The organism is Vibrio sp. L85, assembly GCF_963871815.1.
Classification (GTDB): domain Bacteria; phylum Pseudomonadota; class Gammaproteobacteria; order Enterobacterales; family Vibrionaceae; genus Vibrio; species Vibrio harveyi.
In genome coordinates this window covers 13054-28291 of sequence record NZ_CAWMYL010000069.1, presented here as the reverse complement: position 1 = coordinate 28291, position 15238 = coordinate 13054, and the positions used below count along the sequence as shown (strand labels likewise).

General features: G+C 47.8%; 11 protein-coding genes. 10 read left to right on the top strand and 1 reads right to left on the bottom strand.

Features of this window, described 5'->3' with window-relative positions:
* Positions 1-388 precede the first annotated feature (388 nt).
* The 10 genes from aspA (at position 389) to AACR11_RS08340 (ending at position 11697) form a co-directional block, all read left to right on the top strand.
* Positions 389-1840 carry an aspartate ammonia-lyase gene (gene aspA / locus AACR11_RS08385; protein WP_005428778.1) on the top strand — a complete coding sequence of 484 codons (1452 nt, stop codon included), beginning with the start codon at positions 389-391 and terminating at the stop codon, positions 1838-1840.
* Positions 1841-2018: 178 nt separating this feature from the next.
* On the top strand, positions 2019-3326 hold the full coding sequence (locus AACR11_RS08380; RefSeq protein ID WP_017190954.1) for an anaerobic C4-dicarboxylate transporter: 1308 nt from the start codon (positions 2019-2021) through the stop codon (positions 3324-3326).
* A 161-nt stretch (positions 3327-3487) separates the two neighbouring features.
* Positions 3488-5323 carry a protein-disulfide reductase DsbD gene (locus AACR11_RS08375; protein ID WP_029789524.1) on the top strand — a complete coding sequence of 612 codons (1836 nt, stop codon included), beginning with the start codon at positions 3488-3490 and terminating at the stop codon, positions 5321-5323.
* A gap of 195 nt (positions 5324-5518) precedes the next feature.
* Positions 5519-6154 (top strand): response regulator, encoded by a 636-nt coding sequence (locus AACR11_RS08370; RefSeq protein WP_005448275.1) that lies wholly within the window; start codon positions 5519-5521, stop codon positions 6152-6154.
* Between the two features lie 129 nt (positions 6155-6283).
* Positions 6284-6910, top strand: a complete 627-nt coding sequence (locus AACR11_RS08365; protein ID WP_005448274.1) for a MarC family protein — start codon at positions 6284-6286, stop codon at positions 6908-6910.
* A gap of 200 nt (positions 6911-7110) precedes the next feature.
* Positions 7111-7374, top strand: a complete 264-nt coding sequence (locus AACR11_RS08360; RefSeq protein WP_005448273.1) for a DUF4212 domain-containing protein — start codon at positions 7111-7113, stop codon at positions 7372-7374.
* A gap of 12 nt (positions 7375-7386) precedes the next feature.
* Positions 7387-9114, top strand: a complete 1728-nt coding sequence (locus AACR11_RS08355) for a sodium:solute symporter family protein (RefSeq protein ID WP_005448271.1) — start codon at positions 7387-7389, stop codon at positions 9112-9114.
* 99 nt (positions 9115-9213) lie between these two features.
* The gene (locus AACR11_RS08350) at positions 9214-9699 is read left to right on the top strand and encodes a hypothetical protein (RefSeq protein WP_005448269.1); all 486 of its coding nucleotides are present in this window, start codon (positions 9214-9216) and stop codon (positions 9697-9699) included.
* 215 nt (positions 9700-9914) lie between these two features.
* Complete coding sequence (locus tag AACR11_RS08345; RefSeq protein ID WP_029789525.1) at positions 9915-10295, top strand: hypothetical protein; 381 nt, start codon at positions 9915-9917, stop codon at positions 10293-10295.
* Positions 10296-10311: 16 nt separating this feature from the next.
* The gene (locus tag AACR11_RS08340; RefSeq protein WP_029789526.1) at positions 10312-11697 is read left to right on the top strand and encodes a class II fumarate hydratase; all 1386 of its coding nucleotides are present in this window, start codon (positions 10312-10314) and stop codon (positions 11695-11697) included.
* A 56-nt stretch (positions 11698-11753) separates the two neighbouring features.
* Here the strand turns inward: AACR11_RS08340 and AACR11_RS08335 are convergent, their stop codons facing one another.
* The gene (locus AACR11_RS08335; RefSeq protein WP_009698905.1) at positions 11754-15185 is read right to left on the bottom strand and encodes a hybrid sensor histidine kinase/response regulator; all 3432 of its coding nucleotides are present in this window, start codon (positions 15183-15185) and stop codon (positions 11754-11756) included.
* Between the last annotated feature and the right edge of the window lie 53 nt (positions 15186-15238).

Sequence of the window (15238 nt, the reverse complement as noted above, 5' to 3'; positions counted from 1 at the left end):
GCCTACTAAGCTCAAACGAATCGTTGTAAAAAAGCGTGTTCACCCTAGGGAGAATGCATTGTGCAAAAAGCGCTCTTTGAACAAAGGTGCATATACAAAAATTGATCGTTGAAAAGTGCTATTTTCGGACTCTTAAAATCCATGTTTGTCGAGGAAAAACATCTACCCATAAAGGGTTATTAATATCCCGTTCATACTTTGCAAATTATTGACGCATTAAAAGCGAAAAAGGTGATCCACTTACTATTTTTATGCGCTAGGTGCAGTATGATGTGCCACATAAGTCAGGACGGTTTTTCCAGCCAAAAACTCTGATGAATGGATTCTTGATTGCAGAAATGGCTAATAAATAACTTAAATATCAGAATTATTATCTAAGGATCCTGTTATGGCTACACTATCTGATGCTCCAAAGACAGCAAACCAAGCCACTCGTATTGAAGAAGATCTATTAGGCCAACGTCATGTCCCTGCCGATGCTTACTACGGCATCCACACACTTCGCGCTATCGAAAACTTCAACATTTCAAGCACTACCATCTCTGACGTACCTGAATTTGTGCGTGGCATGGTAATGACTAAGAAAGCCGCTGCACTAGCAAACAAAGAGCTAGGTGCGATTCCAAAAGACGTTGCTAACTACATTCTAGAAGCGTGTGATTTGATCCTTGAAACAGGTAAGTGCATGGATCAGTTCCCTTCAGACGTATTCCAAGGTGGCGCAGGCACGTCAGTTAACATGAACACAAACGAAGTTATCGCGAACGTTGCACTTGAACTGATGGGCAAGGAAAAAGGCCAATATGAGTTCATCAACCCGAACGATCACGTTAACAAGAGCCAATCAACAAACTGTGCGTACCCAACGGGCTTCCGTATCGCGGTTTACAACAGTGTTCATCAGTTGATGGAAGCGATCGAATACCTAAAAGGCGCATTCGAGCTTAAAGCACAAGAATTCAAAGATGTGTTGAAGATGGGTCGTACTCAGCTTCAAGACGCGGTTCCTATGACTGTAGGTCAAGAGTTCCACGCATGGGCAGTAACACTAAACGAAGAAATTCGTGCCCTAGATTACACATCTAAACTACTACTAGAAATCAACCTAGGGGCAACGGCAATCGGTACTGGTCTAAACGCACCAACTGGTTACCAAGCACTAGCAGTGAAACACCTAGCGGAAGTCACTGGCGTTGAAGTGGTTGCAGCAGAAGACCTAATCGAAGCAACCTCTGACTGTGGTGCCTACGTGATGACGCACGGTGCGCTGAAACGTCTAGCAGTGAAACTATCGAAGATCTGTAACGACCTTCGTCTACTTTCTTCTGGTCCACGTGCAGGTCTGAACGAACTGAACCTACCAGAAATGCAAGCAGGCTCTTCAATCATGCCAGCTAAAGTAAACCCAGTTATCCCTGAAGTAGTAAACCAAGTTTGCTTCAAAGTTCTAGGTAACGACAACACGGTTTCTTTCGCAGCAGAAGGCGGTCAGCTACAGCTTAACGTAATGGAACCAGTTATCGCACAAAGCGTGTTCGAGTCTATCTCTCTACTACACAACGCGTGTGTGAACCTACGTGACAAATGTATCGATGGCATCACTGTGAACAAAGAAGTTTGTGAGAACTACGTTTACAACTCTATCGGTATCGTAACTTACCTAAACCCATACATCGGTCACCACGAGGGCGATATTGTGGGTAAGATCTGTGCTGAAACAGGTAAGAGCGTACGTGATGTGGTTCTAGAACGCGGTTTATTAACTGCAGAAGAGCTAGATGACATCTTATCGGTTGAAAACTTCATGCATCCGACTTATAAAGCGAAACGCTACGAGTAATCGTATATGTAAAGGGGTCCCTAACGGGGCCCTTTTTTAGGCTCTGATACGGTTAACCACATTTTTTATGCGCTTTTTATTGCCGTAAGCCGATCAGGTTCTGATTTTCTGAACACTTACTCCTGTTCCTGAGTGCTCAAAAAATCAGAATCATTAAAAAACTAAAAGAGGTATCAATATGGTAATGGTCGAACTCTTCGTGGTTCTGCTCTTCATCTATTTGGGGGCAAGAATCGGTGGTATCGGCATTGGTTTTGCCGGTGGTGCTGGGGTAATTGCATTGTCTTTAATCCTAGGCGTACCGACAAGCCAAGCTTACATCCCTGTCGACGTAATCCTGATCATCATGTCTGTAATTACCGCTATCGCAGCAATGCAAGTTGCGGGTGGTTTGGACTGGATGGTTCAAGTTGCAGAAGACTTTTTGCGTAAACATCCCGAACGCATCACTTTTTACGCGCCTATCGTGACATTCCTAATGACACTGATGGCAGGTACAGGTCATACCGCTTTCTCTACTCTACCTGTAATTGCAGAAGTAGCAAAAGGTCAAGGCGTTCGCCCTTCTCGTCCACTGTCTATCGCGGTAGTTGCATCGCAAATCGCTATCACAGCATCGCCAATCTCAGCGGCAGTTGTAGCGTTCGCAGCAATGCTTCACCCATTCGGCGTTGACTACTTGACGCTACTAGCGATCTGTATCCCAACAACGTTCATCGCTTGTATGATCGGTGCATTCGTAGCGAACTTCATGGGTAGCGAGCTTAAAGACGATCCTGAATACCAAGACCGTCTAGCAAAAGGCTTGATCAAGCTAAACACAGAGTCTAAGCGCGAAATCCTGCCAACAGCGAAGAAAGCAACTTTCATCTTCCTAGGCGCTATCGCATTCGTAGTGTGTTACGCAGCAGCAATCTCTGGCTCTGTTGGCCTTATCGAGAACCCTGCTCTAGGTCGTAACGAAGCTATCATGACGGTAATGCTTGCAGCTGCGGCAGCTATCGTAATGAGCTGCAAAATCGATGCTGGCAAAATCCCAGCAGCAGCGACATTCCGCTCTGGTATGACAGCGTGTGTGTGTGTTCTTGGTGTAGCATGGCTAGGTTCTACGTTCGTTAACGCGCACGTTGACGGCATCAAAGAAGTGGCTGGTGCGCTACTAGCAGACTACCCATGGATGCTAGCACTTGTTCTATTCTTTGCTTCAATGCTGCTTTACTCGCAAGGTGCAACTACCGTTGCGCTTATGCCAGCAGCACTAGCAATCGGTGTGGCACCACTTACCGCAGTTGCGTCTTTCGCAGCAGTAAGTGCATTATTCGTACTACCAACCTATCCAACGCTGCTTGCGGCAGTTGAGATGGACGACACGGGTTCAACTCGTATCGGTAAATACGTATTCAACCACCCATTCTTTGTACCTGGTGTGGTAACCATCGCTTCTGCGGTAGCACTTGGCTTCGCATTCGGTGGTCTGCTGATCTAGTAGAAACAGAGTCTTACTCGGGGAGCTTCGGCTCCCTTTTTTATTGCCTGTCGCATTGGATAGCGCTTAACAAATCTTCACTTCCATGAAACTTATTGGCTAGCCAGCAGGTCTGATTGAGTTACACTAACGGCAACTATCTAAGATGAATTGATCCTTTTATGCGTGCATTACTCTCCGTCTTACTCTTAGGGCTTATTACCTTCTCTGCGCCTTCTTTTGCTTTGTTTGGCAATGATCAGTTAAACAACAGTCAAAGCAATGCTTTTGGCAGCAGCAACGATACCTTTGTACCTGTCGATCAGGCTTTCCCATTCAACTACTACCAGCAAGACGGCAAATTAATGTTGGATTGGCAGGTACGTGATGGTTACTACCTGTATCAAGAACGCCTATCGGTAGCGGGTGAGAAAGTATCGCTAGGCGAACTGCAAATGGAAGACGGAACGCCGCATAAAGATGAATTCTTTGGTGACGTACATATCTACACTCAGCCTCTGTTTGTTAGCGTCCCAATGCACGACTGGCAAGACGGTGCACGCGTGGTAGTGCAATACCAAGGTTGTGCGAAAGCAGGCTTCTGTTACCCACCAGAAACTCGCGTGATTCCTATCAGCGCGTTTACTTCGTCGAGCTCAGATTCAACAGCGGCGACGACAACACCAAAAGCAGAGCAAGCACCAACAGCAACGCCACCAGCGGCGCAATCATCTAGTTCTAGCGACACACCATCGACGCCAGTAACACAGCAAGATAGCCTTGCCGCAAACCTAGCTGATAACTGGTGGACGCCACTTCTGTTCTTGGCGCTTGGTGTGGGCTTAGCATTTACGCCATGTGTTCTGCCGATGTACCCAATTCTGACCAGCATCGTGCTTGGCAGCGGCAAACTAAGCCAAAGTCGCGCACTAGGCTTATCTTTTGTCTACGTGCAAGGCATGGCGCTGACTTACACCCTACTCGGTCTTGTGGTCGCATCTGCGGGCATGCAGTTCCAAGCAGCGATGCAACACCCTTATGTGTTGATTGGTTTGAGTGTGCTGTTCGTGACGCTCGCCCTGTCTATGTTTGGCGTTTATAACCTGCAACTGCCAAGTGGGGTACAAACTTGGTTAAACAACCTCAGCAACAAACAACAAGGTGGTAGCAGCGCAGGTGTATTCGCCATGGGTGCGATTTCTGGTCTGGTGTGCTCCCCATGCACCACGGCTCCTCTGTCTGGTGCGCTACTTTACGTTGCACAAAGCGGTGACTTACTGACAGGTGGTATCGCGCTCTATGCACTAGCAATGGGTATGGGTATTCCACTCATTCTTGTTGCAGTATTCGGCAACAAACTTCTGCCAAAAGCAGGAGGTTGGATGGATCGCGTTAAGACTCTGTTCGGCTTCATTCTACTGGCTGCTCCTATCTTCCTACTTGAGCGCATCTTGCCAGAAATGTGGGCTACGGCATTGTGGTCAGCACTGGGTATCGCGGCTTTTGGTTGGCTATACCACATCAAAAACAGCCTAGAATTTGGCGGTTGGAAGCAAAGCGCAGTAGGCATCATTGCTGTGCTTGGTTTGTTTGCTTCTGCTCAACCAGCATTGAACTATTGGTTTGGCGGCAACACCACTACACAAACTCAGCAAGCAACCGTGAGTTTTACTCGTATTGCTAACGTGGCTGAGCTTGAGGCTGCACTTGCTCAGGCGAAACAAGTAGGTAAACCAGTGATGCTGGATTTCTACGCCGACTGGTGCGTAGCATGTAAAGAGTTCGAGAAGTACACCTTCCATGACCCAAGCGTCGAAGCCAAACTACAAGACTTCGTTCTTCTGCAAGCGGACGTGACCAAGAACCAAATTCAGGACATCGAGCTGCTTAAACATATGAATGTACTGGGTTTACCAACGATTGAGTTCTGGGATGCCAATGGCGAACATGTTTCAAACGCTCGTTTGACGGGCTTTATGCAAGCCGAGCCTTTCTTAGAGCACATCAACCGATTCTGATGATGAATCATTCAAACGCCAGTGATTATTCACTGGCGTTTTTTGTTGTCTCAATAAAACTGAGAAAGTTGCGTTTATATGCAATTTTTCTAATAAAAGTCGATTTAGTTCAGACTTTTAGCGGATAAATATTGTCCACATTCTTAAAGGTGGACAATAATTCCATTAACGAAATAGTCAAAAGTGTTTAACGTCATGGATTCGACCTACACCATTATCATCGCTGATGATCACCCGCTGTTCCGCAATGCCTTGTTCCAATCGGTACACATGGCTGTGAGTGGTGCTAACCTTCTCGAAGCGGATACGCTGGATGCTCTACTCGCGTTGCTGGAAAAAGAAGAAGAGCCAGATTTGGTGTTGTTAGATCTCAAGATGCCAGGCGCAAATGGCATGTCGGGGTTGATTCACCTTCGTGCTGAATACCCAGATATCCCAGTGGTGGTGGTATCTGCCAGCGAAGAAGCAAGCGTGGTCACACAAGTGAAAAGCCACGGTGCGTTCGGCTTTATTCCAAAATCGAGCGACATGCGTGAGCTAGTCAATGCCCTTAACCAAGTCCTTAATGGCGACCCATACTTCCCAGAAGGCTTGATCACCAATAACGCAGCTTGTAATGACTTGGCAGAAAAAATTGCCGCACTTACCCCTCAGCAATACAAAGTGTTGGGCATGCTTTCCGATGGCTTACTCAACAAACAAATCGCTTACGAGCTCAATGTCTCAGAGGCCACCATCAAAGCCCACATGACCGCAATTTTCCGCAAACTGGGCGTGAAAAACCGAACTCAAGCCGTCATCCTACTGCAGCAAATGGAACCCGAGCAGTAATGTGTTAGTAAATATATCTAATTCACATTTATATGACGCAAAAAGAACAACAGACGTTAAAATAAACAGGCTGTCACAAACAGCCTTTTTCATCCCTCTGTTAAACCGCTAACTCTGGGAGGTCATACTTTGCTAAGTATTCTCGTCACTCAATTCGTCGTACTCTGGGCCGTCATTGACCCGATTGGTTCAGTACCCGTTTATCTATCACAAACTCAACACCTCACGGCAAAACAGCGTCGTCTCGTAGCGTTGAAAGCCATTGCCATTTCAATGGGTGTGTTGCTGTTCTTCCTTATTGCCGGTCAGTTGTTGCTGGAAGCAATGCAAATCCCATTGCCCGCGTTCCAAGCCGCTGGTGGCTTAGTGTTATTGCTGTTTGCATTGTCGATGATTTTTGGTGAGAGCAAGCCAGAACAAGAACAAAAACTGGGCGAAGAAGTCAGCCACTCCGATCTCGCTGACTTAGCCGTTTACCCTCTTGCGATCCCTTCGATTGCATCGCCGGGTGCAATGATGGCTATCGTGATGCTCACCGATAACAACCGCTACTCTTTCGTCGACCAAGCCATGACCGCAGGCGTCATGATTGCGGTACTTCTGGTTACCCTATTCTTGTTACTGGGTGCAAACACGATTCAAAAAGTGATTGGTAACGTAGGCGCAGCCATCATCAGCCGCGTAATGGGGCTTATCCTTGCTGCTGTTGCACTGAATAATTTGCTGCTTGGTATAAAAGATTTCTATGTTAATTGATAAAACTCTTAGACCTTTGGCTAATTTAACATCAAATTAACATCACACTTTTATTCTCACTTCTTCTCAAACGCCCTAAAAATGGGCGTTTTTGCTTTTTAGCATCCCGACTAAAGTTGAAAAGAGTTCTTGCCAGTGCCTTGCTAATGTACATGTTGAAACATTTTTTTAACAACAATACCAATCGTAAGGAGACGGCAATGGCATTTGAAAGCGAAGAAAGAGCCAAAGCCTACTGGGACAAGAACGTGAAGCTCATGATTACCCTGATGGTCATCTGGTTCGTAGTGTCTTTCGGCTGCGGCATTTTATTTGTCGACGTACTTAATCAATTTCAATTAGGTGGATACAAACTCGGGTTCTGGTTTGCTCAACAAGGCTCCATCTATGCCTTCCTAGGTATTATTTTCTACTACGCGTGGAAAATGCGCCAAATCGACCGTGAATTCGGCGTAGATGAGTAAGGAGTAACTCAGATGGATTTGAAAACTATTACCTATCTGGTGGTTGGCGCAACGTTCGTCCTCTACATCGGTATTGCGATTTGGGCTCGTGCGGGCTCAACTAAAGAATTCTATGTAGCAGGCGGCGGTGTAAACCCTATCGCTAACGGCATGGCAACCGCAGCAGACTGGATGTCAGCAGCATCGTTCATCTCAATGGCAGGCTTGATTGCCTTCATGGGCTACGGCGGTTCGGTATTCCTGATGGGCTGGACAGGCGGTTACGTACTACTGGCACTTCTGCTTGCACCATACCTACGTAAGTTCGGTAAGTTTACTGTGCCAGAATTCGTAGGTGAGCGTTTCTACTCTAACGCAGCGCGTATCGTAGCAGTTGTGTGTCTTATCATCGCATCAGTGACTTACGTTATCGGTCAGATGAAAGGTGTGGGCGTGGCGTTCGGTCGTTTCCTAGAAGTGGATTACTCAACAGGTCTACTGATCGGTATGTGTATCGTATTCATGTACGCCGTAATGGGCGGCATGAAAGGCATTACCTACACGCAGATTGCTCAATATTGCGTACTCATTCTTGCTTACACTATTCCTGCAATCTTTATCTCTCTGCAACTTACGGGTAACCCACTACCACAGATCGGTCTAGGCAGTACCATCCAAGGCACCGATGTCTATCTACTCGATAGGCTCGACCAAGTAGTCACCGAGCTCGGCTTCAGTGAATACACCACCCAAGTTCGTGGCGACACGCTAAACATGTTCGTGTACACCATGTCATTGATGATCGGTACTGCGGGTCTGCCACACGTAATCATCCGTTTCTTTACCGTGCCTAAGGTTCGTGATGCACGTACATCAGCAGGTTGGGCGCTAGTTTTCATCGCTATCCTTTACACAACAGCACCTGCAGTATCTGCTATGGCGCGTCTAAACCTAATGGATACCGTTAACCCAGCTCCGGGTCAGCACCTTGCTTATGATGAGCGTCCTGACTGGTTCAAGAACTGGGAGAAAACAGGTCTACTAGGCTTTGATGATAAGAACGGCGACGGTCTGATTGAGTACACATCAAACCCAGCAACCAATGAGCTGAAAGTTGACCGTGACATCATGGTACTAGCAAACCCAGAGATTGCTAAGCTACCTAACTGGGTTATCGCACTTGTCGCAGCAGGTGGTCTGGCGGCAGCACTATCGACGGCTGCAGGTCTACTACTGGCGATTTCGTCCGCGATATCCCATGACTTAATCAAAGGTGTGATAAATCCGAACATATCCGAGAAGAAAGAGCTGCTCGCGAGTCGAATCTCCATGGCAGTTGCCATCGCGGTCGCCGGTTACTTAGGCTTGAATCCGCCTGGGTTTGCAGCCGGTACGGTAGCGCTCGCCTTCGGTCTGGCAGCATCCTCCATCTTCCCTGCTTTGATGATGGGCATCTTCAGTAAGAGCATCAACAAAGAAGGCGCAATCGCAGGTATGATTGCGGGTATCAGTATCACGCTATTCTACGTATTCCAGCACAAAGGCATCCTATTTGTTGCTGACTGGACTTACCTACAAAGCTGGGGTCAGAACTGGTTCCTAGGCATCGAACCAAACGCATTTGGTGCAATTGGTGCTGTGTTCAACTTCATCGTGGCATTCGCTGTATCGAAAGTAACGGCAGAAACACCACAAGAAGTAAAAGACCTAGTCGAGCACGTACGTGTACCAGCAGGCGCTGGCGGTGCGGTAGACCACTAAAATATAACGCAAACCACAAAAGCCCCGCTTGGGGCTTTTTTATTCACTTAACTTATTCTAATAATTAGAGATTCCCTGAACCGTAGCAAGGAAGCCAACATGTTCAAAAACAAGCACTTTATTATCGCTCTGTTGATCGCCCCGATTCTGTCTTTAATCGCTTATTTCGGTACAGACATGGCTCTTAGTGAGAAACCTCATGCCGCTAAAGAAGGGGAAAGCTACAAACTCGCCAGCAAGTCGAATTGCCGTTATACCAGTGGCTTGTGTGATATGGAGAATGGTGACTTTAAAGTGAAGTTTCGCTCAGAAAAGCTGACTCAAGATAGCCTAGAGTTGTCTTTACATGCGGCTTATCCACTGGAAGGAGTGAAGCTTTCTGTAGTGGATAGCCAAGAGCAAAACGCACAACCAATTGACATGAAGCCAGCGGATCAAGCCGGACAAAACTGGACCATCACTTTGCCTAAGCCTGCATCAGCCGAGAGTTGGCTACGTGTTGCGATTCAATCTGAAGGCACGCTCTACTATGGTGAAACGCAAACAGCGTTTGTGAAATACGAAACCCTGTTTACGGACAAATAACTTACTTGCTCCATAAGGCTTGAAGACGCATTTGAGCCAACCTTATCTCGCGAAAGAATACCGAGCTTAATTGTAGGGATTGAGCTCTCCCACTTCAGCCGATACTGAGTCCGAGTATCGGCTTTTTTTGTTGTGTTATTTCCTCAAAAAAGCTGTGGTTGCTAATCGGCAATTAATTGATAATAATTATCATTATCTTAAGTATCGAGGTAACTATGGACAGCAGCCAAGCCATCTACAACGCCTTTTTTAAAGCGCAAGACCGATTCCTTCATGTGTATGCGCCAAGCGGCTTCGAACCCGATGTGATCCATGATTACATCCATTGGGGTATGGTGCTGTCGTCCATCTACGATCACGATGCAGAGCGCGAAAACCTGTTGCTGTGCGAGCTGTATTTGCGCCAAGTCTACTTCCATCTACTTGATGCCATTCAGGACCCTGCGCGCAGCCGCATCTTCCGCCGAGTCTGCCTCGATTCTATTCACACTCCGCTACTTTGTCTCAAACGTTACTACTACCAATTTGAGGATGGCGATGTGAAATTTCTCTCATTACAACAACAATTACGTCTGATACAGACGCCACTCGATTAAACAAAAGGAACCTACCATGACCACGGAATTCCGTATCGAAGCGGACAGCATGGGCGAAGTCAAAGTCCCAGCCAACGCTTTGTATCAAGCCCAAACTCAACGCGCTGTCGATAACTTTGCTTTCAGCAAACACACCATGCCGACAGGGTTTATTCAAGCACTCGCTCACATCAAACAAACCGCAGCGCTTACCAATGCTCAACTTGGCTTGCTAGAAGGTGATATTGCCAATGCCATCGCTGATGCCGCGCAAGCCATCATTGATGGTAAACACATCGATCAATTCCCTATCGATGTATTCCAAACTGGCTCGGGCACGAGCTCAAACATGAATGCCAACGAAGTGATTGCAACATTGGCATCTGAGCATCTAGGCGGAACAGTCAATCCAAACGATCACGTCAATATGGGTCAAAGCAGTAACGACGTAGTGCCTACTGCGATTCAAGTCAGCTCTGCAATTGCAATTGAAAAACAGCTACTACCAGCACTGTCCCACCTAAGTGAAACACTAGAGACTAAGCAGCGAGCTCTGAAAGATGTGGTGAAAACAGGTCGTACGCACCTCATGGATGCGATGCCAATTACCTTCGCCCAAGAGCTTGGTGGTTGGCAGTTCCAAATCGAACACGCTAAACAAGCCATCGAACAAACACTGCCAGCAGTGAAAGCGTTAGCCCAAGGCGGAACAGCGGTAGGAACAGGGATCAACGCCGATCCACGCTTCGCCGATCTTTTTGCCGATAACCTAACACAATCAACGCGCATAGAGTTTGCTTCAAGCAAAAACTTCTTCTTCAATCTCAGCAGTCAGGATGCGATCGTCGCCCTATCGGGACAGCTCAAAACTGCAGCAGTTGCGATCATGAAGATCGCAAACGATCTTCGCTGGATGAACTCAGGCCCACTAGCCGGCTTAGGTGAAATCGAACTGCAAGGCTTACAACCGGGCTCTTCTATCATGCCGGGTAAAGTGAACCCTGTGATTCCAGAAGCAGCGGCCATGGCGTCGGCACAAGTGATTGGTAACGACGCGACAATTACCGTTGCAGGTCAATCGGGTAACTTCCAACTTAACGTGATGCTGCCTGTGATTGCTCACAATGTACTAGAAAGCATTGAACTGCTGTCGAACAGCACCATTGCTTTGGCAGACAAAGCCATCGCGACGTTTGAAGTGCGCCAAGACAACCTTGATGTGGCACTGGCGAAGAACCCGATTCTGGTCACCGCACTTAACCCTGTGATTGGCTACCTAAAAGCAGCCGAAGTAGCGAAGAAAGCCTACAAACAAGGTCGCGCTATCATTGATGTCGCGGAAGAAGAAACGGACTTAGATCGTGCCACATTAGAAAGATTGCTCGACCCAGCCAAACTGACTCAAGGCGGCGTTGCAGAGTAAGCCACCGACCGATCACCCCTTTAAAGCAAAAGACCTCCAATCGGAGGTCTTTTTTTCTAGGCGACTCGGTTGAGTACTGAACGCAGCTTCAAAGGTTTCACCGGTTTGGCGATAAAACTGAACCCATTGGCTTTAATGCCTTCCATCATGTCATCGGTTCGGTCGGCACTGATGATCACCCCTTCAAAACGGTTACCCAGACGTAAGCGGCATTGCTGCAACACCTCTAATCCCGTTCGACCATTATCTAAACGATAATCGGAGAAAATCACATCCGGCAGCCAATCGTCTTCGATCGCTTTCAGGCTCTCAACGATGTCGGTCGCAATGCGAATATCACACCCCCAACGCGAGAGTAGATTTTCCATTCCGACCAGAATATCCGGCTCATTATCGACACACAGCACACGAATATGGCTCAAGTCAGATTGTGCACTCTTCACAGCTTTGACTGCCGGAATGTGCACCTTTTCTGCCTTATCTAAGGTAATCGAGAACACGCTGCCTTGACCAAACCAAGAACGCATCGAGATTTCATGCCCCAGCACTTGAGCAATACCTTTCGAAATAGCCAAACCTAACCCTAAACCTTGGTCAGAACGAACTTGAGTACCACGATTAAACTCTTCGAAGATCTCTTGTTGCTTCTCTTCTTCGATCCCCATGCCGTTGTCCCATACATCAATACGCACTCGCCCTTGTACGCGACGCACACCGAGCGCCACTTTACCATTCGGGCTATAACGGAACGCATTGGTAAGGAAGTTCTGTACTACGCGGCGCAGCAATTTCGGGTCGGACTTCACCATCAAAGACGATGGGATCATGGTGAACTCAATGCCTTGTTGTTTCGCCAACGCGCTGAATTCAGCATTCAAGTTAGCTAATACATCATTGACCGCAAAGCCATGCACATTGACGTCCAGCTTGCCCGATTCCAAACGTGAAATATCCAGCAAGTCACCAATCAAATCTTCCGCCGCCCCTAACGCACTCTCGATGTGGGTCGACAGCTTTTGGGTTTCACTGTCTTTGGCAACTTCCGACAACGAAGAAGCAAACAGTCGTGCGGCGTTCAGCGGCTGCATCAAGTCATGACTTACTGCGGCTAAGAAGCGCGACTTGGATTGTGACTCATGCTCAGAACGTTGGGTCGCTGCCACCAGCTGTTTGTTCAGTTGTTCCAATTCACGAGTCCGAGCACGAACGCGTTCTTCTAGTGTCTCATTAGCATCTTTCAGAGCTTGCTCCGCATCGCGGAACACGGTGATATCGGTAAAGCTCATAACGAAACCACCACCAGGCATTGGGTTACCTTGCACTTCAATTACGCGACCATCTGGACGCACACGGGAAGAAGTATGTCGCGTGCCTTGCTCAAGGTGATAAACGCGGCGACGAACGTGGTCTTCAGGATCACCCGGACCACATAAACCTTGTTCAGCATTATGACGAATCACATCCGCAATCGGACGCCCGACCTGAATCAACCCCGGCGGGAAAACAAATAACTCCAGATAACGTTGGTTCCACGCTACCAGCCTTAGTTGCTTGTCGACCACTGCGATACCTTGCCCAATGTGTTCAATCGCACCTTGCAGCAAGCCACGGCTGAAATCGTACAGCTCTGAGGCTTCATCAACGATGGTCGCCACTTCCTCAAGCTGCATGTTTCTGCCTTGCAACGCAGAAGTAAGTACTAACTTAGCTGAAGATGCACCAAACACACCGGCAAGTACACGTTCGGTGTGTCGAATTAAGGTAGAGGGGGCTTGTTGATTGGGAAGCAGCTCTTCGCGTTGCTGACTCCAATAGGTTTGAAAGGCGGATTTCACTCGCGTACGCCCCACAAATCGCGACGCTAACATCTCCAGTTCACTGACCGTCACACGGCTCTGATACAAGCTGATGTTTTCACTCTCAGGCAACGGCGTACCAACGAATGACGCTGATTGTAAGCGTTCACTTATGCTTGGGCGCGTAGCTAGTGATACCGCGACAAAACACGCAGTATTCGCCACTACGCTGAGGATCATGCCCCAGTCAGAAACAGCAATACCAAAGCCTGCCAATAAATCAGGCGGAGTAATCAACCAAATCAGCAAGTTGTTGCTTGCGTCGCCTGCCAGCATGTCGGTTTGGCTCATTAAAGTAATCAACCAAATGGTGAAACCCACCAGCAAACCAACATACACGCCTTTCTTGTTGCCCTGACGCCAGTACATACCGCCAAGCAGAGACGGAGCGAACTGGGTAATCGCTGCAAACGAGAGAAAACCTATCGCAGAGAGTGAGTGGATACTATCTAAAGCCTGATAAAAGCCCCATGCACCAATCAAAAGAAGCAGAATAAGCCCGCGACGTATACGTAATAACAACGTAGAGAAGTGATGATGATTGCGTTTTGATAACTTCATCCGACGCAGAATAAGCGGCATCACCAAATCGTTCGATACCATGATTGCTAAGGCAATGGTCGAGACGATAACCATACCACTTGCCGCGGAAGTACCGCCCAAAAATGCCAGCAAGGCGATGTCATTCGCGCCCACCGCCATCGGCACGCTGATCACGTACGTATCGGCAGGGCTGCCACTCAATAAGCTTTGCCCTACCCATGCGATTGGCAGAACGAAAATACCCATCAGAATCAGATACAGTGGGAACAACCAACGAGCGACGTGTAAGTCTTGCGCGCGTTCATTCTCGACCACCATGGTATGGAATTGACGTGGCAAACAAACAATCGCCAACATGGTCAGAATGGTATGAATCAGCAAGGTCGGAATGTTAGGAGACTCATAGGTTTCAGCGGCGATATCAGCGAGGTGGAAGCTCTCGGTATCCATCGCGAGCCAAACAATAAACACGCCCACCACTAAAAACGCCACCAACTTGAGTACTGATTCAAACGCAATCGCCATCATCATGCCGCGGTGATGTTCAGTGTTATCGATATGACGCGTACCAAACAGCATGGTGAAGATCGCCATCGCCCCGACCACAAACCAAGATACGCTGTAGTTTTGATAACTGAGATCAGATGCCAAGTCCGGTGCGATGATCTCCAATCCCATGGTGATGCCGCGCAATTGCAAAGCGATATACGGAAGAATGCCTGCCACCGCGATTAAGGTGACAACCACCGCCAAGCCTTGCGATTTACCATAGCGGGCGGCAATGAAATCGGCAATGGAGGTGATGTGCTCGCGCTTGGCAATCAAGATCAGCCGAGCGAGGACGCGCCAGCCGATGGTAAACACGATGATCGGCGCGATATAGATGGGTAGGAAGGACCAAGGGTTGTTGCTCGCCTGTCCGACCGTGCCGTAGAAGGTCCACGACGTACAGTACACCGCAATCGACAAACTGTAGATCCATGGTCGCCAACGCGCTAACCATCTCTTTTGTTTGTCACCGTACCAAGCGATTAAAAACAGGATTCCCAAATACGCCAAAGAAACGGGAATCACTAGCCATCCTTGCATCCGATATCCTTTCTTACTTTTCTTGCCTTTCTTGCTGTTTTTAAAGCAAGGAA